Source organism: Bradyrhizobium paxllaeri (assembly GCF_001693515.2).
GTDB classification, from domain to species: Bacteria; Pseudomonadota; Alphaproteobacteria; order Rhizobiales; family Xanthobacteraceae; genus Bradyrhizobium; species Bradyrhizobium paxllaeri.
This window is the reverse complement of sequence record NZ_CP042968.1, coordinates 5317640-5341254: the sequence shown is the minus strand read 5'-3', so window position 1 is coordinate 5341254 and position 23615 is coordinate 5317640. Positions and strand designations below refer to the sequence as shown.

Annotated in this window: 27 protein-coding genes and 3 pseudogenes; 17 read left to right on the top strand and 13 right to left on the bottom strand. The window is 59.6% G+C overall.

The genetic code is table 11. The features are described from left to right. Positions 1-67 precede the first annotated feature (67 nt). From LMTR21_RS25545 to LMTR21_RS25495, 11 genes and pseudogenes are all read left to right on the top strand, one after another. On the top strand, positions 68-274 hold the full coding sequence (locus tag LMTR21_RS25545; protein ID WP_141688450.1) for a hypothetical protein: 207 nt from the start codon (positions 68-70) through the stop codon (positions 272-274). A 130-nt stretch (positions 275-404) separates the two neighbouring features. After that, positions 405-1289 carry a nitrogenase iron protein gene (gene nifH / locus LMTR21_RS25540; protein ID WP_028350602.1) on the top strand — a complete coding sequence of 295 codons (885 nt, stop codon included), beginning with the start codon at positions 405-407 and terminating at the stop codon, positions 1287-1289. 118 nt (positions 1290-1407) lie between these two features. Next, the gene (locus LMTR21_RS25535) at positions 1408-2124 is read left to right on the top strand and encodes a nitrogen fixation protein NifQ (RefSeq protein ID WP_084030804.1); all 717 of its coding nucleotides are present in this window, start codon (positions 1408-1410) and stop codon (positions 2122-2124) included. Between the two features lie 10 nt (positions 2125-2134). Next, positions 2135-2650 (top strand): Fur family transcriptional regulator, encoded by a 516-nt coding sequence (locus tag LMTR21_RS25530; RefSeq protein ID WP_084030803.1) that lies wholly within the window; start codon positions 2135-2137, stop codon positions 2648-2650. A 172-nt stretch (positions 2651-2822) separates the two neighbouring features. Beyond that, the gene (nifV, locus tag LMTR21_RS25525) at positions 2823-4010 is read left to right on the top strand and encodes a homocitrate synthase (RefSeq protein WP_065754707.1); all 1188 of its coding nucleotides are present in this window, start codon (positions 2823-2825) and stop codon (positions 4008-4010) included. 199 nt (positions 4011-4209) lie between these two features. Beyond that, positions 4210-4551 carry a nitrogenase stabilizing/protective protein NifW gene (nifW, locus tag LMTR21_RS25520; protein WP_065754706.1) on the top strand — a complete coding sequence of 114 codons (342 nt, stop codon included), beginning with the start codon at positions 4210-4212 and terminating at the stop codon, positions 4549-4551. 474 nt (positions 4552-5025) lie between these two features. Continuing rightward, positions 5026-5201: pseudogene (locus tag LMTR21_RS41115) on the top strand (nitrogen fixation protein FixA); the annotation flags it as partial. A 374-nt stretch (positions 5202-5575) separates the two neighbouring features. Beyond that, complete coding sequence (locus LMTR21_RS25510; protein WP_057862009.1) at positions 5576-6685, top strand: electron transfer flavoprotein subunit alpha/FixB family protein; 1110 nt, start codon at positions 5576-5578, stop codon at positions 6683-6685. A 10-nt stretch (positions 6686-6695) separates the two neighbouring features. After that, a complete protein-coding gene (locus tag LMTR21_RS25505) occupies positions 6696-8003 on the top strand; it encodes an FAD-dependent oxidoreductase (protein WP_065754705.1) in 1308 nt (435 codons plus the stop codon). Between the two features lie 32 nt (positions 8004-8035). Then, complete coding sequence (locus tag LMTR21_RS25500) at positions 8036-8332, top strand: ferredoxin family protein (RefSeq protein ID WP_065754704.1); 297 nt, start codon at positions 8036-8038, stop codon at positions 8330-8332. A 666-nt stretch (positions 8333-8998) separates the two neighbouring features. Further along, positions 8999-9757: a glucose 1-dehydrogenase gene (locus LMTR21_RS25495; RefSeq protein ID WP_065754703.1), complete on the top strand. Its 759-nt coding sequence runs from the start codon at positions 8999-9001 to the stop codon at positions 9755-9757. A gap of 898 nt (positions 9758-10655) precedes the next feature. Here LMTR21_RS25495 and LMTR21_RS41110 read toward each other — a convergent pair. Beyond that, positions 10656-10910: pseudogene (locus LMTR21_RS41110) on the bottom strand (SOS response-associated peptidase); the annotation flags it as partial. A 302-nt stretch (positions 10911-11212) separates the two neighbouring features. Between LMTR21_RS41110 and LMTR21_RS41105 the strand changes: the two are divergent. From LMTR21_RS41105 to LMTR21_RS41100, 3 genes and pseudogenes are all read left to right on the top strand, one after another. Then, complete coding sequence (locus LMTR21_RS41105) at positions 11213-11389, top strand: DUF2604 domain-containing protein (RefSeq protein ID WP_246174189.1); 177 nt, start codon at positions 11213-11215, stop codon at positions 11387-11389. After that, on the top strand, positions 11382-11999 hold the full coding sequence (locus LMTR21_RS25480) for a putative metal-binding protein (RefSeq protein ID WP_065754702.1): 618 nt from the start codon (positions 11382-11384) through the stop codon (positions 11997-11999). The genes LMTR21_RS41105 and LMTR21_RS25480 overlap by 8 nt, the downstream gene beginning before the upstream one ends. Further along, positions 11996-12283 (top strand): annotated as a pseudogene (locus LMTR21_RS41100) (Mov34/MPN/PAD-1 family protein); the annotation flags it as partial. The gene LMTR21_RS25480 and the pseudogene LMTR21_RS41100, both read left to right, overlap by 4 nt. A 14-nt stretch (positions 12284-12297) precedes the next feature. On the opposite strand, the gene LMTR21_RS41095 reads toward LMTR21_RS41100, so the two are convergent. Continuing rightward, the gene (locus tag LMTR21_RS41095) at positions 12298-12495 is read right to left on the bottom strand and encodes a hypothetical protein (RefSeq protein ID WP_246175998.1); all 198 of its coding nucleotides are present in this window, start codon (positions 12493-12495) and stop codon (positions 12298-12300) included. Between LMTR21_RS41095 and LMTR21_RS25470 the strand changes: the two genes are divergently transcribed. Continuing rightward, complete coding sequence (locus tag LMTR21_RS25470; protein WP_065754700.1) at positions 12488-14023, top strand: E2 ligase fold family C protein; 1536 nt, start codon at positions 12488-12490, stop codon at positions 14021-14023. The two genes, LMTR21_RS41095 and LMTR21_RS25470, sit on opposite strands and share 8 nt — an antisense overlap. Before the next feature lie 205 nt (positions 14024-14228). On the opposite strand, the gene ahpD is transcribed toward LMTR21_RS25470, so the two are convergent. From ahpD to LMTR21_RS25420, 10 genes are all read right to left on the bottom strand, one after another. Beyond that, positions 14229-14774, bottom strand: coding sequence for an alkylhydroperoxidase, AhpD family (gene ahpD / locus LMTR21_RS25465; protein ID WP_065754699.1), 546 nt, complete (start codon positions 14772-14774; stop codon positions 14229-14231). 7 nt (positions 14775-14781) lie between these two features. Continuing rightward, the gene (locus tag LMTR21_RS25460; RefSeq protein ID WP_057862001.1) at positions 14782-15336 is read right to left on the bottom strand and encodes a peroxiredoxin; all 555 of its coding nucleotides are present in this window, start codon (positions 15334-15336) and stop codon (positions 14782-14784) included. Positions 15337-15774: 438 nt separating this feature from the next. Beyond that, positions 15775-16368: a DUF2478 domain-containing protein gene (locus LMTR21_RS25455; protein WP_065754698.1), complete on the bottom strand. Its 594-nt coding sequence runs from the start codon at positions 16366-16368 to the stop codon at positions 15775-15777. Positions 16369-16442: 74 nt separating this feature from the next. Further along, on the bottom strand, positions 16443-16640 hold the full coding sequence (locus tag LMTR21_RS25450; RefSeq protein WP_065754697.1) for a hypothetical protein: 198 nt from the start codon (positions 16638-16640) through the stop codon (positions 16443-16445). Positions 16641-16908: 268 nt separating this feature from the next. Continuing rightward, on the bottom strand, positions 16909-18075 hold the full coding sequence (modC, locus tag LMTR21_RS25445; RefSeq protein ID WP_084030802.1) for a molybdenum ABC transporter ATP-binding protein: 1167 nt from the start codon (positions 18073-18075) through the stop codon (positions 16909-16911). Next, entirely contained in the window at positions 18072-18758 is a 687-nt protein-coding gene (gene modB, locus LMTR21_RS25440; RefSeq protein WP_065754695.1) for a molybdate ABC transporter permease subunit, read from the bottom strand. Before modB ends, modC begins: the two co-directional genes overlap by 4 nt. Positions 18759-18768: 10 nt before the next feature. Then, positions 18769-19281 (bottom strand): molybdate ABC transporter substrate-binding protein, encoded by a 513-nt coding sequence (modA, locus tag LMTR21_RS25435; protein WP_065754694.1) that lies wholly within the window; start codon positions 19279-19281, stop codon positions 18769-18771. Positions 19282-19284: 3 nt separating this feature from the next. Next, entirely contained in the window at positions 19285-19683 is a 399-nt protein-coding gene (locus LMTR21_RS25430; protein WP_065754693.1) for a hypothetical protein, read from the bottom strand. 135 nt (positions 19684-19818) lie between these two features. Continuing rightward, on the bottom strand, positions 19819-20154 hold the full coding sequence (locus tag LMTR21_RS25425) for a DNA ligase-like domain-containing protein (protein ID WP_246175757.1): 336 nt from the start codon (positions 20152-20154) through the stop codon (positions 19819-19821). A 140-nt stretch (positions 20155-20294) separates the two neighbouring features. Next, positions 20295-20648, bottom strand: coding sequence for a hypothetical protein (locus LMTR21_RS25420; RefSeq protein ID WP_065754692.1), 354 nt, complete (start codon positions 20646-20648; stop codon positions 20295-20297). 106 nt (positions 20649-20754) lie between these two features. Between LMTR21_RS25420 and LMTR21_RS25415 the strand changes: the two genes are divergently transcribed. Beyond that, a complete protein-coding gene (locus LMTR21_RS25415; protein ID WP_065754691.1) occupies positions 20755-20940 on the top strand; it encodes a DUF3606 domain-containing protein in 186 nt (61 codons plus the stop codon). A 1178-nt stretch (positions 20941-22118) separates the two neighbouring features. Here the strand turns inward: LMTR21_RS25415 and LMTR21_RS40600 are convergent. After that, entirely contained in the window at positions 22119-22334 is a 216-nt protein-coding gene (locus LMTR21_RS40600) for a hypothetical protein (protein WP_084030807.1), read from the bottom strand. A gap of 823 nt (positions 22335-23157) precedes the next feature. On the opposite strand from LMTR21_RS40600, the gene LMTR21_RS25395 reads away from it, so the two are divergent. Then, positions 23158-23343, top strand: coding sequence for a hypothetical protein (locus tag LMTR21_RS25395; RefSeq protein WP_065754690.1), 186 nt, complete (start codon positions 23158-23160; stop codon positions 23341-23343). The last annotated feature ends 272 nt before the right edge of the window (positions 23344-23615 follow it).

The window sequence follows — 23615 nt, the reverse complement described above, 5'->3', positions numbered from 1 at the left end:
AATCCGTTCCGACAAACCGGCTTGCAAGAGCATTAGAGATTTCCGTTCCGTGCATGAATGCATTGAAATGGCCCGCCAAGCCGGCGTTTTCCCGTTTGATGCTGGCGATCCTTGTCCGGCTTCTGACAGCGGCACGAATCCTGTCACGTTCAAAACACCTGGTTTCATCCACCGGCTCGCGAATTTTTCAAAGTGTAATCAGAAGCTTAAAGGGCGTGGACAGGGTTGGCACGGCGGTTGCTATCAGGATGCAGCAACACTGAATAAGGGCTGAGTGCACGCAGACGCGCGAGACGAGCGCTGCTCTCCTTCCCTTGAACCCGTGTGCCTCGTTTCTGAGAGAGAAACAAGCTCGCGCGCGAGCCAGCGCGCAATCTTTGGCAAATTGGTTGATGGAGAGCAACATGGCTTCACTGAGACAAATCGCGTTCTACGGTAAGGGCGGCATCGGCAAGTCGACCACCTCGCAAAACACGCTGGCGGCGCTGGCCGAGATGGGTCACAAGATCCTGATCGTTGGCTGCGATCCCAAGGCGGACTCGACTCGCCTGATCCTGCACGCCAAGGCGCAGGACACGATTTTGAGCCTGGCGGCGAATGCCGGCAGCGTCGAGGACCTGGAAATCGAGGACGTGATGAAGATCGGCTATCAGGACATCCGCTGCGTAGAGTCGGGCGGTCCAGAGCCGGGCGTCGGCTGCGCCGGCCGCGGCGTCATCACCTCGATCAACTTCCTGGAAGAGAACGGCGCCTATGAGAACATCGACTACGTCTCCTACGATGTGCTCGGCGACGTCGTCTGCGGCGGTTTCGCGATGCCGATCCGCGAGAACAAGGCGCAGGAGATCTACATCGTTATGTCCGGCGAGATGATGGCAATGTATGCGGCCAACAACATCTCCAAAGGCATTCTGAAATATGCCAACTCTGGCGGCGTGCGACTCGGCGGCCTCATCTGCAACGAGCGGCAGACCGACAAGGAACTGGAACTGGCGGAGGCGCTGGCCAAGAAGCTCGGCACCCAGCTGATCTATTTCGTGCCGCGCGATAATGTCGTGCAGCATGCGGAGCTGCGTCGCATGACCGTGCTGGAATATGCGCCGGAATCCCAGCAGGCCGATCACTATCGCAATCTCGCAACCAAGATCCACAACAATGGCGGCAAGGGCATCATCCCGACCCCGATCTCCATGGATGAGCTCGAGGACATGCTGATGGAACACGGCATCATGAAGCCCGTTGACGAGGCCATCATCGGCAAGACCGCAGCCGAACTCGCAGCCGAGTAATAGGCCAGACCGAGAGAGGCCGGCCTTCCCAATGCTGATTAGGAGGTCGGCGCTCCGGCGAAAGATGTCGTGACCAGCATCACGACATACTTGATCACTGTGAAAAGGTCGGCAATTCATGTTTGAAGCCCAGTTCTTTCCGCTTAGGGCCGCCAGAGCGACTGAAGCGAACGATGAGCAGCATAGGGGAATTGCGACATACCGCCTGCTCACTGGGGCGGACCCCGCAGATGCCGATATAGCTAGTGACAGCAATTTCGATCGTCACGTGCTGGCGTCCATTCTGGCGGCCGCCACGATGGATGGTGGTCTGGTTTCAGAGAAGGTCGGTCTGTCCAGCCATGAGCTGGCCGCGGTGCTGGAGCAATACTTCCCGTCGATCCGGATAAACCGCGAGGAGTTGCCCTTGGGTGTCAAGCGCAATGAGATCGACGAGGCGGCAATGTTGCGTGATCTCCTGCTCGCACAACGCTCGACCGAAGGGGACGTCGGCAACTGGCTAGCTGCGATGATCGCGCGTCGCGCAATCGAGCCAAATCACTTGTGGGAAGACCTCGGATTGCGCGGTCGTGGCGAACTATCCAGGCTCCTAGGCCGCCATTTCGCACCACTGGCCGCGCGCAATACCAATAATATGCGCTGGAAGCGCTTCTTTTATCGCACACTGTGCGAGGACGACGGCCTTGTCATGTGTACGACACCGGTGTGCACGCAATGCAACGACTTCAATCTTTGCTTTGGCGATGAAAGCGGCGAGAGCCGGATGGCCGAGCGTCGGCGGGACGTTCTGCTGCAGGCGGCTGTCCCGGTCGCCGCCGGCACCTGGCCGATGTGAGCGACATCAGATGGATCGGCCGTTGGCCAGACTTCCGACCAGCAACGCCGGGGATCGTGCGAACCTCGACGATGTGCAGGTAGAACCGGCCTCCGTCCAACTCAGCGGGCAATCTCCCGCCGTTGGCGGCTGGAAGAATGTGTTACTCAAGGCCGGGCTACGACCGACGCGGCAGCGCCTGATGCTAAACGAGCTATTGTTTGCCAGGGGTGCCCGGCATGTCAGCGCAGAGATGCGATTTGCCGAGGCGCGCGAGACCGGCTTTCCGGTCCCGTGGTCTACCGTCTACAACACTTTGAACCAGTTCACGCAAGCCGGCCTCTTGCGCCGGTTCTGCCTTGATCGTTCGCGAGCATTATACGACACCATCACCACACCGCATCCGCATTATTATCTACATGGCGAGCATACGCTGCTCGATGTCCCCAATGCGGATCTCCTGCTTGTGAAGGTGCCGGAGCCGCTGCCAGGCCACGAAGTCTCCTGCGGCGGTCTGATCATCCATCTGCGCCGCAAGCGGAGTTGATACCATCCAGCGCGTGGTGAGGTAAGCCGACGCCTTGAGTTTGCGATGCTGTCGCGTTTGCGACAATCCGAATGTGCCGAAAACTGCTTGCTAGTCCAATAGCTTGGGGCCGGGCGCCGGCGTGGCATGCGGGTTGCTCAAGTCTTGCTTTGCCAGGAACAAGGAGCCTTCCATGATCGCCGTCGCCTCTGCCAAACCGTCATGGACCAAGACGTCATGGGGAGGTCCGATCGTACTCAACGACACGACGCTGCGCGATGGCGAACAGGCTCCTGGTGTTGCCTTCACCACCGACGAAAAGGTGACGATCGCGCAGGCGCTGGCGCGCGCCGGTGTCACCGAGATCGAAGTAGGCACGCCTGCCATGGGCAGTGAGGAAATCGCGGCTATCCGAGCCGTGGTCGAGACCGGTCTTCCGATCACCAGCATTGGCTGGTGCCGGATGCGTGAAGTCGACGTCGATGCGGCAATCGAGGCCAAGGTGTCGATGGTCAATGTCTCCATCCCGGCCTCTGACGTGCAGATTGCCGCCAAGCTTGGCGGTGACCGCGAGCTGGCGCTGGAGCAAGTGAGACGGGTGGTAAGTTATGCGCGCGAGCGGGGGGTTGAGGTTGCCGTCGGCGGCGAGGACTCCTCCCGCGCAGATGTCGATTTTCTCACCACGCTGATCGCCACCGCAAAAGCCGCGGGCGCACGGCGCTTTCGCATTGCCGATACGCTCAGCGTGCTTGATCCCGACTCCACCTTTGCGCTGATCGCTCGTTTGCGTTCGACCACCGATCTTGAGCTCGAATTTCACGGCCATGACGATCTCGGGCTCGCGACCGCCAATACGCTCGCCGCCATCAAGGGCGGCGCGAGCCATGCCTCGGTGACTGTCATCGGTCTCGGCGAGCGGGCGGGCAATGCACCGCTGGAAGAAGTCGCGGTCGCTCTCAAACAGCTCTACGGGCGCGACACCGGCATCGTGCTGCCGGAGCTGCAGAACGTCGCGGCCGTTGTGGCAGCCGCGGCTGCACGCACGATTCCTCTGAACAAGGCGATCGTGGGTGAGCATGTGTTCACCCACGAATCCGGCATTCATGTCCATGGCTTAATGAAAGATCAACGCACGTATCAGTCGCTCGACCCCCATTTGCTTGGTCGCTCCAACCGTATTGTGATCGGCAAGCATTCCGGGCTGTCGTCGATCACCACGTTGCTTGACGAATTGCAGCTCGCCGCCAGCGCCGAGGAGGCAAGACAGATCCTGTTGCGGGTGCGGAAACATGCCATCGAGCACAAGCGACCGGTCGCGTGCGAGACGGTGGTGGCGATCTGGCGCGACGTCTGCGAGCGCTTGTTGATCAATGGTGCGTGAGGCGGCCATAGTCCGGCATTATTACAGCCGATCACTTCGAAACCGCCGGCGTGCCACGGAAGCCCTCGCTGACCCACGACGACATAGGCCTGGAGGCCATATGCAGCGCCGCCTGCGCGAAGCAGCGTCGCAAGGAGATGACCAGCCGGCGTCGGGTCCCGACCACAGGCCGGCGATCTAACCCAATGGAGATAACGCGATGAGCAACACGCAGGCGGCAGTCGGCATCCTGGATCGACTTAACAAGGCCTCCTCGGCCGAAGACGTTTTTGCGCTGCTTGACGTCGATTACGACCCGAAGATTGTCAATGTCGCGCGCCTGCATATCTTAAAGCGCATGGGACAATATCTCGCCAAGGAAGTATTCGAAGATCGCGCGGAGGCCGAGGTCAGGGCGCGGTGCAAGGCGGTGCTGGAGCAGGCTTATGCCGACTTCGTGGCGTCCTCGCCGATCGACCAGCGGGTGTTCAAGGTCTTGAAGGATGCGGTCGCGGAGCCCAAGAAACCGGTGGCATTCGTGCCGTTGAGCTCGCTGAAATAGCCTCACACATGGTTCAGATCTGCCCCCAAGCCATGTCGGTGCAGCGCGTTGTGCCATATTCCTCTTCATCCAGATCAACTCTGTACAGCAATGAAGCGAAGCGGCGCTGTCGCATTCGCGACTTATGTCGGAATTGTAGGATCGGCGATGCTAACGCCCAGTCTTTGTCAACTTTCTTAAGTTGTTGAATGGACGGCTGATTTTTGATGTCCCCAACTGGTACGACACTTGCTGTTCTCCGGCCAAGTCCGTCATTGGCGCCGACTACACAGTTTTGTTGCCGTCGGAGATGAGATTTGGAGAAAAAACAAAAATGTTGTGCCGTTACTGCTCGCCGCTCGCGCCGGGATCATCTTATGGCTCACGCTAGCGTAATGCCGTTCGCAGTTGCCTCTGACGCCGCCATTGAGGCTGGGATTGACCCGGAGACGGCCGCCAATGGTAGCTCGCGTTCCACGCTACTCTGGAGAAGGCATGCACAGTATCGTTCGCACCAAGCAGGTTCCCGATTCCGCGCAGATCCGCGTCAATCCCGTGACCAACACCATGGTACGTCATGGCGGCCGAGCATCATCAACCGATACTTGTTCGCGCTCGAGGCCGCGCTCCAATTGCGTGACAAGTTCGGCAGCGAGATCACCGCGCTCACCACGGTCGACGCGGAGCGCCGCGCCGAACCCGGCGTGCAGATATTGCGCACAAATCCGCTGGCCAACCATGGCGGAGGCAACGAGCCAGATTTGCCGTCCGTGATGACCGCCGCCCTGCGGGCGGCGCTGGGGCCGATTGTAAAAAATGGAGCGCGCAGGAGGCCGACGTCGAGGAGTGTCGAAATGCGTCGCGCTCGGCTCGCGGGTCGTCAAGCGGGCCTTTGCGCCGGCGCCACGTGCCGAGAAGGCGGGGCTGGTGGAAGCCCCCCAAGCAGCCGATGGAGGTGCTGATGAAAGCTATCTTGAAGGGCCAACCCAACCTAGAGACCGATCTTGTGGCGCAGGCGCGCAGGTTCTGAGGGGAATTCAAAGCTATGAGCAACGTCACCAAAGCTCCCACGCCTGCCGCGGCCGGCCGCGCAGGAATCAAAAAAGAATTGCCCGAGCACTTTAAGGCCTACAAGCACGTCTGGGTCTTCGTCGAGCAGGAGCGCGGCCAGGTGCATCCCGTCTCCTGGGAACTCATGGGCGCAGGCCGCAGGCTTGCCGACAAGCTGAAGGTTGATCTCGCCGCGGTCGTCATCGGCCCGGAGGCCGCAAGCACGCGCAATGCTGCGCTCGAATCCTTCTGCTACGGGGCCGACCTAGCCTATCTTGTGAGCGAGCATGTGCTGTCGGAGTATCGAAACGAGTCCTACACGAAGGCGCTGACCGATCTCGTCAACACCTACAAGCCAGAGATCCTCCTGTTGGGCGCCACCACGCTGGGTCGCGATCTTGCAGGATCGGTAGCCACTACACTACTTACGGGTCTCACTGCGGACTGCACTGAGCTCGACGTTGACGCGGATGGTTCGCTTGCCGCCACGCGTCCGACCTTTGGCGGATCGCTGCTTTGCACGATCTACACGTTGAATTACCGGCCGCAGATGGCAACCGTCCGCCCGCGCGTGATGCCGATGCCAGAGCGTGTCGCGCGCGATGCCGCCCGCATTGTCGTCCATCCGCTCCGCCTGCTCGAAGAAGACATCGTCACCAAAGTGCTATCCTTTCTGCCGGACCGTGATTCGGCCAAATCCAATCTCGCGTATGCCGACGTCGTCGTCGCCGGCGGGCTGGGGTTGGGCTCGCCGGAGAGTTTCCAGCTGGTACGACAGCTCGCCACCGTCCTCGGCGCCGAATATGGCTGTTCGCGTCCGCTGGTACAAAAGGGCTGGGTCACCTCCGACCGGCAGATCGGCCAGACGGGCAAGACCATCCGGCCAAAGCTCTATATAGCCGCGGGCATTTCTGGCGCGATCCAGCATCGGGTCGGCGTGGAGGGCGCCGATCTGATCGTCGCCATCAATACCGATAAGAACGCGCCAATCTTTGACTTTGCCCATATCGGCGTCGTCAACGACGCTATGCACTTGTTACCGGCGCTGACGGCCGCATTTCGTGCACGGCTTTCACCGCATTCGCGCGACCGTATCGCGAGCTAAGGAGGTTGTTGTGATCGAGGAGAAGTTCGATGCAATCGTGGTCGGCGCCGGCATGTCGGGCAACGCGGCGGCGCTAACGATGGCTAAACGCGGCATGAAGGTGCTGCAGCTCGAGCGCGGTGAATATGCCGGATCGAAGAATGTTCAAGGCGCAATCCTCTATGCCGACATGCTCGAAAAGCTCATCCCGGACTTCCGCGATGACGCGCCGCTCGAACGTCATCTCGTCGAGCAACGGTTCTGGATAATGGACGATCGCTCCCATTTCGGTGTGCACTACCGCTCCGAAGACTTCAACGAGGAGCGGCCGAACCGGTATACGATCATCCGCGCGCAGTTCGATAAATGGTTCTCCTCGAAAGTGCGCGAGGCCGGCGCGACCGTGCTGTGCGAGACCACCGTCACTGAGCTCGCGCGGGACGCCAATGGGAAAGTCATCGGTGTTCATACGGATCGCTCCGACGGCGAAATCCAAGCGGATGTCGTGGTGCTGGCCGAAGGCGTGAACGGCCTTCTCGGTACGCGTGCGCGCCTGCGCGAGCGGCCCAAGCCCGACAAGGTAGCACTCGCGGTTAAGGAAATGCACTTTTTGCCGCGTGAGACCATCGAGGCCCACTTCAATCTCAAGGGCGACGAAGGCGTCGTTGTCGAAGCGGCCGGCACCATTTCCCGTGGCATGACCGGAATGGGCTTCATCTATGCCAATAAAGAGTGCATCTCGATCGGCATCGGCTGTATCGTCGCCGACTTTCAGCGCACCGGAGAGACGCCATATGGGCTGCTCGACTGTTTCAAGCGTCACCCATCCGTGGCGCCCCTGATCGAGGGCTCGGAGGTCAAGGAATATTCCGCCCACCTCATTCCTGAAGGCGGCTACAAGGCGATCCCGCAGCTCTATGGCGATGGCTGGGTGGTGGTGGGCGATGCGGCGCAGCTCAACAATGCCATTCATCGCGAGGGCTCTAACCTCGCGATGACTTCGGGCCGCATCGCGGCGGAAGCGATTGTCCAGGTGAAATCGCGCTGCCAACCCATGACCGCGGCAAATCTGTCAGTCTACAAGAAGATGCTGGATGACTCTTTCGTGATTAAGGATCTGAAGAAGCACAAGGATATGCCGATGCTGATGCATACCAACTCGCAAAACTTCTTTCTTACCTATCCGCAGCTCGTCTCGAAGGCGATGCAGAACTATGTACGCGTCGACGGTACGCCGAAGGCTGAGAAAGAGAAGGTGACAATGAAATCTTTTGTCAACGCGCGGTCCTGGACCGGTCTATTTGGCGATGCATTCCGCCTCGCCCGTGCATGGCGCTAACCAGCCCAAATCGAAGTCAAGGAAGCTGAAATATGAATGTCGAGACATCAGTGCGCGTCGAGGACAAGCTGTTCTATAACCGCTATCTTGTCGACGTCGGTCGTCCTCACGTCAAAGTGCGCGCACACACGAAGCCATCCCCGCAGTTGCTTGCGCTTTTAAAGGTCTGCCCGGCGCGCTGCTATGAGCTCAACGATAAGGGGCAAGTCGAGGTCACCGTCGACGGCTGCATCGAGTGCGGCACCTGCCGCGTCATCGGCGAGCCCACCGGCGACATCGAATGGAGCTACCCGCGTGGCGGATACGGTGTGTTGTTCAAGTTCGGATGAGAACTGCACAGCAGGCTCAGCGTGAACGCCGTTGCTAAGGCATCTCACGGCAAATCCATGTCTCCGCGCCCTTCTTGTGCGGAGAGCCTTATCAATGGCGGTAGCTGGTGATGCGCCCGGCGCACGGAACGGTCGCGGGAGCTTTGCCTCGCAATCAGATTCTCCTAGTGTTTCTGCGCGCGCCATCATTGGCGCACCGATTAGAAGATCTGGATCTTCCCGCCGCTGCACGCCGGAGAACCTCATGTGCGTTGCTCTCGCTCGTCAACGCCTGATCCAAACGCGGCAGGCGGCAGCCAATCTCATCAACGAGGCGCGGAAATATTGGGCGAGAATGTCGTTCCTTTGAGAAGAGGGAGCAGTTTGGTGACAGCAGCCATGCCCATGCTGAAGGATGGCTAGGTCATGCGCGGCGAGGCACATGTTCGAGGAAGATCCATTTGCACCTACGAACTGCTAACCCCCATTTCCCTAGCAGGCGTCCGGCCAAGTCGGCGAAGGACGAACTGATGGAGTACCATCAGGAGTTCTTCTGGCATGACAGGGGGCGCCTGGTTTCGGGCGGCGAGATCGTCAAGGTTGTCCGGTCTAAGCGAGAAAGATGGGCTCGAGCTGATCGCCCCGCTGCGCAGCCACTGATCGACGGAGCGAAGCAAGGAACATGTCATGGGACGTGTGAACGAAAAGGTCATTCTGGTGACCGGCGGAGCTCGTGGGATGGGTGCAGCTCATGTGCGCCTGCTTGTAGCTGAAGGCGCCAAGGTCGTAATCACTGATATTCTTCATACACAAGGAGAGGCTCTCGCGGCTGAACTGGGCGCTTCCGCCATCTATGTACCTCAGGACGTCACCCAGCCGGAGGAGTGGGCTAGGGCGGTCGCGACCGCTGAGAGCAGCTTCGGCGCGCTGCATGGGCTTGTTAACAATGCTGGCATCGCCAGCACGGCCCCGATCGAGCAGTTCCCGCTTGATCAGTGGAACAAGATTATTGCAGTCAATTTGACCGGAGCGTTCCTTGGAGTGCAGGCGGCTCTGCCGGCAATCCGGCGCGTAGGCGGAGGTTCGATCGTTAATGTCTCGTCCGTCGAGGGGCTCCGGGGCACTGCCGGGCTTCATGCCTATGTCGCTTCCAAGTTCGGCGTGCGAGGCATAACCAAGTCTGCTGCTCTGGAGGCCGCGGCCTCGGGCGTCCGCGTCAACTCGATCCATCCCGGCTTCATCACCACGCCGATGACCGTGAGCTTCGATCCCTCCATTTTCCCCATTCCACTGGGACGGGCCGGCCGGCCGCAGGAAGTGTCGCAGGCAGTCTTGTTCCTGCTCAGCGACGAGTCCAGTTATCTTACCGGTTCCGAGATCGTCATCGATGGCGGTCTGACCACCGGCGTCCCACACAAATGGCTGGCTCCCGAGTATATCTTTTGATGAGCACCAACTGATCGTCCCCGCCAGGACAACGAGACGGCGGTTCGTCGTCTCAGCTCTCGGGATCTTCGGACCCGGTATCGCCAACGATAACTTCTCCGGAGGCCGCAGTTTGGCGCCAGCGCAGCCCGCGGGCACCTTCGATGCGCGAACAGTGCTTGCAGCTGGAGCAGAACGGAGCTGTTTTAGCGACTCGCTGCACTCGGTGATGCGGCGATTAGATCAGGTTCTGCCTGCGCTGGAGCAGGCCGAGTTCGACCAAAAAGGCGATTGATTAACGAGAACGACACGTCAAGTCGACGAACCAGCGCTTTGTGGAGGGTACAGAGCAATGGTCGCCCTGAGTCCTGGTGTGCTTAGGTGAACCGCAGCACTGCAGCGTAGGCAGCGGGATCAACTTTGCGACGTTGCGTAGGTTTTGGGCGTGCCAGCCAGGAGCAACTCGTCTTGAGCACCAGCTGGACCTCGCAGCCTGAGCCGGTCAAGGCGCAGAATCGAGCACTGGGATTTGCGGGAGGCATGTTCAGACAACAGCGCGGCCCAGCCTGGGCAGATGTACATGTCGCTTTATGTCATAGGCAAGCATTTCATCAGCGGACCCTCGGGTTCGGGGGCAGGGAACGTACTCCGGCTTGAGCACGCCTCCGAATAGGATTCGGAAGGCGGGATTGCGAATCAGCAGCTCAGCAGTGGTATCGACGTTGAGCGAGTGTCGAGTTGCTGGGTCTCGCCCCTTGGGGCGGTAAACCAGTCGATGCTCTCCGGTAATGCGCCGCAACCATCACCCTTCAAAATCATGCTTATGGGGTTCCGGTTCCCGAGCCCTTATGTGGATTGGCGCTTGTCCTTATTTACATCGTTAACGGCTTTGAGAATTTTGGGGTCTTCCTTCTGCCATTGGGACCGGCTTGGATATGGTGCCGCGGTCGCCGCTGAACTCGGTCCCGATGCCAGCGCAGGCACAGAGCGGCCGATCCTCGTTTTAGCGCGAACCAGACGACATCCTTCTTCTTCGTCTCGGGTTCGGTTCGCGGGCATATCCGGCAAAGCCGTTGAAGGGCACGAGACATCGGTTGTCCAGCTTGAGCCGCATGCGCCAGTGTGGCGACGTGTTCCGGATGCTGCTCACTGGCGAGCCCGCCGGTCTGCGCGGCTCAAGCCGCAACGGGTCGGAGATGTGGACGAAAGAGCGCTAACGCCTGAAAACTGCATAACCCCGCGCCAAAATGAAGTCTTTCCGAATGCATCTTGTGGCATGCTCGCTTTTTTTAACACGTCGTCCCCTGCATACAATCGACAGCATCGATTCCAAGCGCCGCCCACACACAACAGGACCAAAAATGAAGAATGAGAAGAAGCCGGGAAGTGATCACGGCGCGGATTTCGTCGAAATCACGATGGTCGTGAACGGTCAGCCTGTCGTCATTTAAGGCCATAGAGCAGCAGCCGCTGCATGTGGCCCGCCAAAAGGCGCTGGAGGAGACCAATAACCTGGCTCAGCCGCCCGAAAATTGGGAGATCAAGAACGAAGCGGGCGAGCTGTTGGATCCGGACAAGAAGCTAGGCGAGTTTGGATTTGGCAAGCAAGTGACGCTGTTCCTGAGCCTCAAGGCTGGCGTGGCCGGTGGCTGATCTCCAAACTGTCGATCCCGAGGTCTCGCGCGTAAAGTTCGAGCGGGAGCTTGCCAACTATCGGAGCATGGAATCGGCCTATCGCAAGAGGGGCTGGATCCTGCTTGACGCAGAGTTTCCGGAGATCTTTGTGGCTTTCGCGGCGACTAAGCCGAGACCGCCTCCGATCGTCGCTGCCATCGTGCTGAATTTTACGAATTACGATCTGCGGCCGCCCTCCGTCAGGTTCGTGGACCCTTTCATGCGCGAACCGATACCCGCCAAATTGCTCCAGCTGCAAATGCTTCGCCGTGCGGCAATCCCCGGCGCAACTCCCGAGACCATTCTGGCGCTGGCCCAGCAGGGAGGGGTGCAAATGACAAACATGATTCAGTACAACAGCCCTGATGATCGGCCATTTATTTGTCTTCCCGGCATTCTCGAATACCACAACGATCCCGCTCACACGGGTGATTCATGGCTGCTGCATCGAAGCTCTGGCGAAGGATCGTTGGCTTTTATCCTCGAAAAGATCTGGCACCACGGGGTAAAGCCGATCGAGCATTACCAGGTGCAGGTCCAGATCCCGGCGGTGAACGTGCTGCCCTCATTACTGGCCGTACCGGAATGAATCAAATTGCGGACGTTACGGTCCTCTCGGTACCGCCTGGCTGCGTAGACGAACTCCATGCCCATTTGCGGAAGGTGGGTCGTGAAGGGCATGAAGGTCTCGGCCTTTGGGTAGGCCGTCAGACGGGGCACCATTTTCAGGTACATAGGACGCTCATTCCTGCCCAGCGCCACATACGTACTGCCGATGGGGTGTGCGTCGTAATAGGACCTGAAGAGCTGCATCGCATAAATGTATGGCTGTACCGGGAGAAGCTTGCGCTCATTGCCCAGATACACAGTCATCCCGGCCGAGCCTATCATTCCAGCACGGACGACGAGTACGCGATCGCCACGACGGTGGGGTGCTTGTCTTTGGTCGTGCCGGACTTCGCGCGATTGCCCTTCGATCTCAGGAACGTCGCATCGTACCGGCTTGACGGGGCTGGAGTGTGGCGCTCCTTGTCGGTTGGCCAGGTTACGCGGATGATTTTAATCAAGGATTGACCGATGGCCATGGCCAACTTCATGGACCGCGCGGCGTCGGCAGCGTCGCGGGTGCTGACCAATTTCAAGGCGTCGGCGTTCGAGGACAGGCTTGCCGCGCAAGTGATCGGAGTGTCTTTCGACGGCGCAGCCGTGCAGTCGCGGGAAGGCAGAGCCAGCCTGGATATGATCATCAGGCTGTTGTCGCGTCTTTATCCGACGATCGCGCTGCAGCCGCTTGATGCAAAGGCGAAGGATCATGTTCCAGTCCTGGAGTTCCTGGCGAATTCTATAAATCCTGAAATCGAGCTCGCCAAAATCAGGAAGGCCGTCACGGTTTCCGTGGTCGTTGGAAGCAGTCCGTCGCGCATTAAGTGTCCGACCTTCTTCATCGGCTCGGACGGATGGAGAGCCAAACTTTCGAGCCGCGGTCTGGTTGGCTCCGGCAACTCGAAGAATCCGTTTGGCGCGGGAGCTGCGTCATGCTTCGCGGCAGCCAACGTCTTTCGGACGGTATTTGCCGACCAGCTGGAGCAGGGCGACGCCGACGAACTTATCGACCTGTCAATGCTGACCTACGCCCAGGGTACCCCTGACTCCGGTCCTGGTTTGGAAGAAACGGATATCGGCGAGACTCACCTCGTCGGGCTCGGCGCGATCGGCAATGGTGCCATTTGGGCTTTGGCTCGCACGGCGAGCCTTAAGGGATCGCTCCGTCTGGTGGACGATGAGGAGGTCGATCTTTCGAATCTACAGCGCTACGTGTTGGCCGGCCAATGTGATGTTGGTTCACCAAAAGTGGATCTGGCGCGGGCCGCGCTCGCGGACACCGCGCTGGAAGTGTCGGCGCATTGTGCCAAATGGGGCGTCTATGTGAGCGACCGGAACGATTGGATGTTCGAAAGAGTAGCTGTCGCATTGGACAACGCTCCGGACCGCATTGCCGTGCAGGGGGCGTTCCCGAAATGGATCGTAAACGCCTGGACACAAGAGCTTGATCTCGGAGTGTCGCGCCATGGCTTTGATGACGGCCGGGCATGTCTGGCCTGCCTTTACTTGCCTCACGGGAAGATAAAGGACGAAGACGAGAAGATTGCTGAGGAGCTGAAGATGCCGGAGGCCCAACAGGAGATCCGGGATCTCCTTCAGACGAACAGGCCGGTGGATGTAGGTTTCGTCGAACGTGTCGCCAAAGCGTTCAACATTCCGTCCGAAGCCCTTAAAGAGTTTGTCGGCCAGTCCGTCCGATCCTTTCACCAGCGGGCAATCTGCGGAGGGATTGTCATGCGCCTGACGGACGGAGCGCAGCCGGTGAGAGCCGTTGTGCCGATGTCGTTTCAGTCGGCTCTCGCTGGTATAATGTTGGCGGCGGATCTCGTGAAGCACGCTTCCGGGCTTCTGAACCTGCGGACCACAAGCACACGGATTAACCTGCTTCGTCCACTCGCGTCGCATCTTCACGATCCTAAGGCAAAAGATACGTCAGGACGGTGCATCTGCGCCGACGAAGACTTCTTAGCTGCATACCGACGAAAGTACCGAAGCTGCAGAGCTCCTTAACTTCGATCTGATCACTATTGGAAGGCCTCGCCTCGCGGTAGGCGCCGCGAACGTGCGCTCCAGCCGGACGCGCTATTTTCGTTTGGAGAGGGCTGCCAAGCTATTGAAATTGCTGAGGGGGCGCTTTTTTCCGAATGCGCCTGAAGTTGTTGGAGTATCAACCGGATCTGGATTCTAAAACACCCTCGGCAATGAGCGCGGAGGATCACTCCACCGCCTGGGTCACGCCCATGCCGGCCGCCTCGATCGCAACCGCAACCGACTGCACGATCGCGGCAAAGCGGACCGCGGTTTGGATGGCCGCCGAGCTGACGCCGGCTTCCCGCAGCGCCTTCTCATGGGCGTCCATGCAGGCGCCGCAGCCGTTGATGGCGCTTACCGCCAGCGACCACAGCTCGAAATCGGCTTTGTCCACGCCGGGATTGCCGATCACGTTCATGCGCAGCCGCGCCGGCATCGTCTTGTATTCCGGATTGGAGGCGAGGTGAACGAAGCGGTAGTAGACGTTGTTCATCGCCATCATGGAGGTCGCGGATTTTGCCGCCGCGACCGCGGCCGGCGTTATCACGACGGCGGCCGCAGATTCCATTGCGGCGATCACCAGGGGATTGCGGACCGCAATCGCGGTGGCGAGCAACAGCCCGTATTTGCTCTGCGGTGATAGCGTCTCATCCGACAGGATCGAAGCCAAGTTGAGTCTCACGTCCTTGGCGAAATCGGGAATCTGGTCCTTTAGCTGTTCAATCGACATTGATGCCTCAAGCAACTTTCAGGGTTTCGCCGCCGATCTCGCGGTTACAGGCGCAGAGCTCGTCGGTCTGTAGCGCGTCCAGAACGCGCAGCGTGTCCTTCGGGCTGCGGCCTACATTTAGATTGGTCGCGTAGACGTGCTGGATGGTATTGTCGGGGTCGACGACGAATGTGTAGCGATAGGCGACGCCGTCGGGCGAACGCACATCGAGGCCATCGACCAGCCCGCCCTTAGTGTCGGCAAACTGCCAGATTGGCAGATGTTGCAGGTCCTTGTGCGAGCGCCGCCAAGCGAGCTTGCAGAACTCGTTGTCGGTCGAACCGCCTAGCACCACAGCATCGCGCTCGGCGAAATCCTTCGATAGCCGGGCAAACTCCGCGATCTCGGTTGGGCAGACGAAGGTGAAATCCTTGGGGTAGAAGAAGATGACTTTCCATTTTCCAGGAAAGCTGTTTTCCGTCAGCGTCTCGAACGCGCTCTGCCCGTTTTCCTCGTGCAGATGAAAACCGGGCTTCACGCCTGTGATTTCGAACGACGGCAACTTACTTCCAATTCCAAGCATATTGTCCTCACAAGATTGCTTCGCGCAGAAACCGATGATTCCGGCATCAGGCGAAGCAAGCGATATGCCAGATGATATCGCGATTCAACTGGGTGAAATGTGACAATCGGATGCTCGTCGTGATGGCATCTTAACAGCATGGTTTGAATGGTTCTGCCGTCCTGCATCAACAACCGAGCATGTTGCCGTGCTCCGCCGGTTGCGCGCCTTTGAACGATTAGCCCCAAGCCAACTGTTCGGGTTATGATGCCGAACGATTGCAATTGATTAAGTTGAAACCCAGACGCCCGCGGCAATGTTCCGCCAAGCCACGGATCGCCCCCACGACGCGCACGAGGACAGCGGATGTGAGGTGGCGCGGGAACCGGCAATGACGTTAATGACGTGGCGCACGTTCTCGGGATCAAAATTGTGGATGTCCTCCCGCGCGTGATCAGTCTATCGGATCTGATGTGGGTAAATAGCCGCTGACGGGATGCAATGCGCGCGGATGCGCGGCAGGCGCAGGGCGATGTCGCGCCACCATCCCTCCACGACCTGGCGCTCGCACCGCAGCGTCGTGCCGACATCTCCGGTGAATGTCCGCCAGGCGGCATGGCATTTTTCGGGGACGGCGGTGAGGAGCGGCACGCCAGCAATGATGGCATCAGCAAATTCGTCGCGCAGGCCCCGGCCGGACGCCTCCTGCTTGGAAAATTTCTTGATCACGAGTAGATCGACCTGCCGCTTGATCGCGCGGGACACGACGACCGCAGCATCGGCTAGCCCATTAGCATCGAGCTTGCAGGACATGGCGCCCCTGCCGAGTGGTTGACAGATCGGAATCTCGCGCCCCGTTGCAACGTCGAGTGCTAGCATGGTTTTCGTGCCGTTTGCGCCCTTGAAGTTGCGCTGGACGATGCCGCCGACGCGCACACCGTGCCGCGCGAGATCCTGGGTGAAGTCGGCGAGCAGTCTATCCGCGTCTTGTTCCGGCCTGTAGAGGATTGCCGCAAGGCGCTTGGGATCGAACTCGGCGAGGTTGGCGATCATAGGCTTGATCCTCTGTTGCGCCCGGCAGCGCCTACCTGTCCAGAATCTACTGCTGGCGTAGATGGCGCGATGCCCTAGGGTTCAGAGGTCGTGAACGAGCGAGACGACCTTTGACCTGGGCGAATACGTCTTCTGCTCAAACGACGCTGCATCTCCTTTGCCGACATGGTGAAGTTCGCAGCGACCGCCACATCGATCTCTGCCGCTTCTGCATTTCCGACCACAAGCAGCATCAGACTTGAATTGATCAGGATCAATCGGGTAAGCGTCATCGGAAATTCCTGGACGGGGCCGCTGCGATGGCTTTGGCCATCGCGGCTCTTTAGCTCCTCATCCCAGCAATCCGCGTGCCGTTCAGGAAAATGGAGCGCGGCCTTGGTTGACGACAGTAAACGCGCATAGCTGCCAGCGTGCCCTGTCGAATGGCTGGGTCGGCTGGTCGTGCTTCCGATATCGGCGTCTTCAACCGCACATGGCGTGGCACGACAAGAGTGGAGGCTTAAGATGATGCTGCTCGCCTCTCGTGCCGAGCTTCTCGTTTCACGCCGCGGCGCTTGCCTGTCCAGGCTCTGCTGTTGGCGTGGAAGCTAGTATGGTTTGCAGTGGCGGTTCAGAGGCCGAGAGTAGCGAGATGTGCTTGAGCTGGGCGAATACGTCCATTCCATCCTTGAGCCCTAGCGAATCAAAGGAGAAACGCGTGATGCGCGCCAAAATCTCTGCGCCCGAGCCCCCGGTGCCGAGCGCAAGTACCAGCGTGATCTCAGCCGCGCCGAGCGGCAAACAGGCTCTGATGCGCGCCGGAAAAACGTTGAGGATGGAGCCTGCGCGCGGCGCTTCGCGCGCGACGCTGACGTCGCAGGCGGCGATGCGCAGCCGTTGGTGCACGCCGGGTGCAAGCGGCGGCGCCGGAACCAACAGGCGCGCACCTTTGAGGCGGAGAATAAGAAGCCCATAGCGCCCATCATAGCCGCTCACCACGGCATCAAGGCTGATGGCGGCTTCGCGGCTTGGCGCAAGCGGCAGCGCAGGATCGGTCTGCAAGACATGCAGCGGCCCAGCCGCAGTCACCATGCCGCGCTCCATCATAACGAGATAATCGGCAAAGCGTTCGATCTCCGCCATGTCATGGCCGATGTAGATCATCGGCAGCGCGAGCTTCTCGGGCAGGCGTTCGACGAACGGCAGAATCTCACGTTTGGCGCGGCTGTGGAGCGCAGCAAGCGGCTCGTCCATCACAAGCAGTCTGGGCTGAGACAACAGCGCGCGCCCCATGGCGACGCGCTGCCGCTCCCCGCCGGATAGATGCGAGGGAGAGCGGTCGAGTAGCGGCGCTAGGTCAAGCAGTTCGACCACCTCATCAAACGCGATCGGCATCGGTTTGGGTTTCGGCGCACCATAAAGCAAGTTGCGCCTGACCGACAAATGGGGAAAAAGGCCCGCCTCCTGAGACACATAGCCAATAGAACGCAGATGCGGTGGGCGGAAGGTAGTCTCGTCCTGCCATACCTCGCCATCGATGGCGCAGAGGCCGGTCGGCAAACGCTCAAGGCCAGCGATGCAGCGCGCCACCGCAGTCGTTCCGCAGCCTGGCGGGCCGAAAATCGCCGCCACGCCTTTGGCCGGTACGCTGAATTGCGTATCGAGTGGAAAGCCAGCGATACTGCCCCTGAAGGCAATTTCAATATGGCCCGGTGTGGCTGTCCTCACGTGCTCCTCCTTCTGCTGTATTTGTCGATCAAGGTTAAGGTGAGAACTACCGCAACGGCGAACATCGCCATGGCGCCGGCAAGCCAGCTTGCTTCGCGCCAGCGCGACTCTTGGACAAAGTCAAAGAGAAAGGCCGACAGCACCTTGGTACGCCCAGGAATGTTGCCGCCGATCATCACCACGACGCCGAACGTGCTGATCGTATGCGCAAAGCCAAGCACGGCGGCTGTCAGAAGACCCGGTCGCGCCAGAGGCAGGGCGACCGTGAAGAAGGCATATATGGGTGAGGCGCGCAGAGTGGCCGCGATCTCCAGCGGCCGGTCACCCACAGCAGCGAAGGCGGAGCGGATGGGCTCCACCACCAAAGGCAGCGCTGACAAAACCGATCCAACCACGAGCCCCGCAAAGGTGAAGGCCAGCGTGCGCCCGCCCCAGAGAGAGGCGAGAAGGCCGACCGGGCCGTTCGGGCCGAGCAGGGCGAGCAGATAAAAACCGAGTACTGTTGGCGGCAGCACCAGCGGCAGCGCGATGATCGTGGCCACGGCCTCCGTCCAAAGGCTCTTCGAGCGCGCTAGCCACCACGCGAGCGGCGTGCCGACGATCAGCAGGATCACGGTCGTCACGCTCGCGAGCTCGATCGTGAGCCCAAGCGACTGCCAGATTTCTGGTGAAAAGCTATCCATGCGCGTCAATTTAACTGTTCGAGCACATTGTCACGCTCGCGTAATAATTGAGTAGACTACCGGGACCTTTAGGCGCGCGTCGCTCGGTTATCGGCGTCAGTCTGCAACCGCACCACGTTCTGCAAGATCGGGTCACAAACTCCTGCGGCACGAGCCAGCACGAAACGCTCTTGCTGTCTGCGAGTTGCGGAAGCGGGGCGGCGCTGAGCTCGGCATTGACCGTCTTGATGAATTGGTAGGCCTGCGTGATGGTTGCGCCCTCGACCAGCTTCGGTTGCATGCCCTCATAGGCATCGATGGCCTTCATCGCTTCCACCGCAGCGCCATAGAGCGCCGGGGCGGAGTTGCAGATCTGTAATTTTAGGATAGATGCCGTCCTGAACGTGTCGAAGCCGTTCACGAACTTCGCCGTTCTGCTCCAGAGCACCAGGTTGCTGCTAGCGTAGGTGAGTCGGCCTTCACGTACAGCAAAACCATTCTCAACCAATTTCTTCGGGTGGGAATCGTCGGCCGTGAGAATCATTTGTCACGACCCGCCTTGCGTGATCTGGCTATAAAGCTGTCGGCTCGCGCCGAACACGGCCTTCTGTGCGGATTTCTGCTTGAAGGATACGATATCCCCGGCCGGCTCGGTGAACTCGGCGGCAAGCGCGACATTGATGTTCGCCGACTGTTCACTTTTGAGCATAAGCGGCATCAGTGCCTTAATCGGGATCGATCGAGCGCGGCTCATCGGGCAGTCCTGAGACGGGCCGCTGCGAGCACTCTGGCAGCGGCGGCGGGTTTGCGCCTGATCCCAGCAATCGGCGTGCCGCTCGCCGAATCTGGTGAGCGCCTTGCTTGGCGAGGAAAACACCGTAACTGCCTGCTTTTTGATGACGTTGCCGATTGTCGGACCTCCGACATCGTTGTCTGAACCGGACAAGGTGGCCGCTCGTGTGATGTGGCTCGCCTCTCAGCGCGCGGCCAGTTCTTCGAGGCCGTGTTGGGGTAGGAAAATCATGACAAGATCGGAACTGCGGCCGCCGCGCGGGCGTCTCGACCGTGGTAAAAACCTCCCTTATGTCCAGGCTCTGATTGCGATCCTGATCGGTGTCCTCGTCCGCTGCTGTCGCAGGAAGCTGCCGTCCACTCGCCGCGCGAGGAGCCTGCACAAGCTAGACTTGCGCAGACAGGTTACGGATATCGTCACCATCGCTCGCCAGCATGTCGAAGGCAGAGAATTGGACTTCCTCGTCGTGCGTCCGTCGACGCCAAGCAGCACCGCTTCGCCGTCGATCACAAAATAGGTTTGGCGGTTTCGGAGCGCGGCCTCGAGGACGAGGGGAAAACGGTGGCTCCATTCATACCCGTTGCGAGTGAACAGCCGCACTCGCTTGCCTTCACGTTGAGGAATTAGCCGATAGCCAACATGCTTGATCTCGTGGAGCCATTCCGGCCGATCGGGACCTTGGTCCCGCGCATCGGAATGCAGGGATCGAAGGCAGGCTTAGGCATGCGGGATAAATAGGCAATCGCACGCGTAATGCGAGTTGATCAGACCAGCCGAAGGGTCAACTGGCGCCGATCCGGCTCCTCGTGCCTTTCCGCGAAACTAGCGATCGCGGCGGGGAGTTCGCGCATCTGTAGATCGCAGCGACGGCGCAGCTCGCGAGCAACATCTTCGGAAACATCTTCCGACCAACGCTCAGCGGTATTGAAGGCGATGACGCGGATCGGATTGCCGTATTGGCCGGTCAGTAGGTCCTGAATGACCGTTTCGAGATCGGTGGCTTCATAGTCCGCTTCCGGCCAGGCGCGGCCTAATCGACCGAAATTATCTGCTACCAAATAGACCGTCTCATTATCGCCGCTGGGGACGATCGACGGCGTCCAACCGGGCTTACGCATAATGAACTCCACGCAATGCGGATTCAAATTGGGTTAGGCTGAATCGTTCCCGCAGGAACACGGCCCATCACGCCGCGTTGCCGTTCGTAACGGGGGGTATTTCAGGATGGAGAAGTCAAAGAAGAAATCAAGCCGCGAACCCAAGCAGGACCGGCCGCCGGTCGCCGACGGGCAGGATTACGAGGTGCGCTACACGGCGAAGAAGACGAAGAGGTCGGCAGGCGCAGTAAAGAAGACAGTCAAAAAGGTCGGCAGCAGCCGCAAGCGCGTCGAGCGCCGGCTCGGACGTTAGGAACGCGATCGAGGGTAGAGGGTTGAGCGGTATCGCATCTCCCCTCCAAGATGCGACTACTCAGTCTCCAGAAGGGTCTCAGCACCGCCGCTGGGGCCCATCGGCATGAGGAACTAGGTCGTGAACAAAAGGACGCTTAGCGCGCCGACCGTTAGTGTCAGCGTGGCTGCAAAGAGGATTGCGTAACTCCAATCGATCCGCGCCATCGGAATAGAAGAGACCGCGGTTCTGTTCGGCTGTTGATATAGATCAAGGTTGGAGGGCAAACGGTCAGGAGATCTTCCCGCCATGCTCGAGGCTTCCTTATCGAGGGGAAATAGAGGCCGAAAAGCAGCGGCCCGGGCGCTCTCTCATCACCGGGCCGCTAAGTGGCTCCAGCCTGCACCACTGGGAGCTGGTGAGCCGGAGGATCGGGAACGCTTTGGTCCCGCAACGTACAGCCGGCCTGAGCGTCTACAACCACATGGCGGCTGCGATCAGGATGACCGCTCCAACTACAAGGACTATCACGTCGGTAGTGAGCGAACGAGGAATGCGCTTCGCACTCATGGCGTGGATCCTCCGCAGCCTGGCAACGTGCCTTCTACGACGCACCCGGCGTCGGACTTTGTGATCCCGTTGACGTATGCAGGAAAAAAATAGCAATTCGGCCGGCCAAGTCGCGCCCTAGAGTTGACGCTGTGGTGGCGTACTTAACTTTTGTTGTAGTGAGAAACTGGCTGTCCGCTGCTGTGACTCGCCCCGGGCAAATAGTCGGCAGCAGCCGCAAGCGGGTCGAGCGTCGGCTTGGACGTTAGGAACGCGATCGAGGCTGGTGGGTTGAGCCGATGTCGCACCGCTTCCCCCCCAGGTGCGATTCCTCAGTCAGAAGGGTCTCGGCGTCGCCGCTCGAGGCCCTTCTTTCACGGCGTGCGCCGAGCTGACGAAGAGGTCTCCAACGCGCAATTTTTATGGCCCTGGCGATTATAGGAGGAATTTGACGCCGATCATCGTTTCCGTTCGCCAAATAGCTATGCACCTGATGCGGTCAGAGGCGACCACCAGTGTAAACTGTGCCGGGAGGCTGCTCGTGCTGACTAACTGCAAGGCCGCTCCAGTCTCAGACTGGTTACGAACGAAACAGGCAATCGCGTGCCCGCTAAACTCAATGCTTCCAGGTTTCAAAACGCTTCATCCGATCAAGCGCAACGATCACGTTTTGAGGGCTGCGGACCTGGTGATTTCAACCACTCATTCAAGCGCGCTGCGTGTTCAGCCTGCCGGGCACGCCTCAGGAGCAGTTCCTGAGCCGTGCCGGGGGGAAGGGCCTCAGCTGCCTCTCTAAAGCGGTTAGCTTCTTCAGCTAACCGTTCTCCAAAGCTCTTTTCGTGCTTGATGCGGCGACGTTTCTGCATGCGCTGCTCCATTCCATTTGGTGAAGGCGGGAGCGCGTCGTTGCGATCTCATCACCGAAGATGCCGGGACCGCGCGGTGATGGTTGGTATGATAGTTCAACTGGATACGTCGGCTGTTCGCTACCCGACTTACGAGCTCATTCCTTTGGAGGGGCTGGTATGGGTGCGTCAAGCGGAACGAAAGCCGTTTCACTCAAGTTGAGTGACTGTAGCCGATGGCGCGTAAGACTAAATTGCGTCTAGCGGATCGCGACGATAGCGCGGTTAACTGTCATTGTAGCGACAGCCGGCTGTGTGGTGCTGTGATTGCGGCGCGGCCCTTGTGGGTGAAGGGCTGGCCACCAGGGGCCTCAGCTGCACATCCCGGAGCTGAGGCTCTTGGTGTCACTGGGCAAAAGCGCTTAATCGCTTCGCAATTGCGAACGAAAGCGGCATACCTGCTTTTCCCCCAAATGATCAGTAAAACGACTCGCGCCTGCGCACTATGAGGCGCATAGTTCCATTGTCACCGCCCGGCCATTGGCATCTATCGGTGATGAGAACGCTCAGTTGCGCTCCCGCCTCTAACGGAATGGAGCATGGAGCGACGCCGTTTCAATCGAACTCAGTCCCTTGAAGATTGTCTCGCTGACGAAGCCAAGCTATTGCGCGAACAGGCTCAATTGCTGCCGCCGGTGCGGTGCGCGATGCCACCTTAAGAAAGGCGCGCCAAGCTGAGACCGGATCGCACATAAGCGATTGGTTGCGGTCACCTGGGCTGAGAGCGCCGACCTAAGCCCCCCCGCAGGACCCGCGAAAACCGCCGGTAGGGACCGCATACACAATGACGCTGACTGAGAAGATCGCCCAAGCTCAACGTCACGTCGAACTTGGCCGGCGCATCGTTGAGCGTCAGCGATTGATTGTTGCTCGCCGCACGACGCCGGCTTCTGTCGATCTCCTCGAGACCTTCGAAAGCACGCAGCGGATTTTCGAAGGGGACTTGGCCGACCTGCTCGAGAGGAAATAAGAAAGCGTAGTTTCTTTGCCTGTCAGGAGAACAGCTCGGCGCCAGCCGGCGTGAAGGTCACGAACGTCCCGGATTCGGGCATCGTCAGCCAGCCGCGTTCGATTAGCTCAGATCGGGCGTGAAGCCCGCCGGCATTGAGGGGACGTCGTCAGGATCGGCGGGATTTCTATTGCAGTTCGGGCAGGGTGCGCCGGCGTCGCCGCAATTACAGGCCCTTTCTCCCAAGAACGGCCGATCGAGGTGATTTTCACAAACCCACCGAGTGTTGTCAC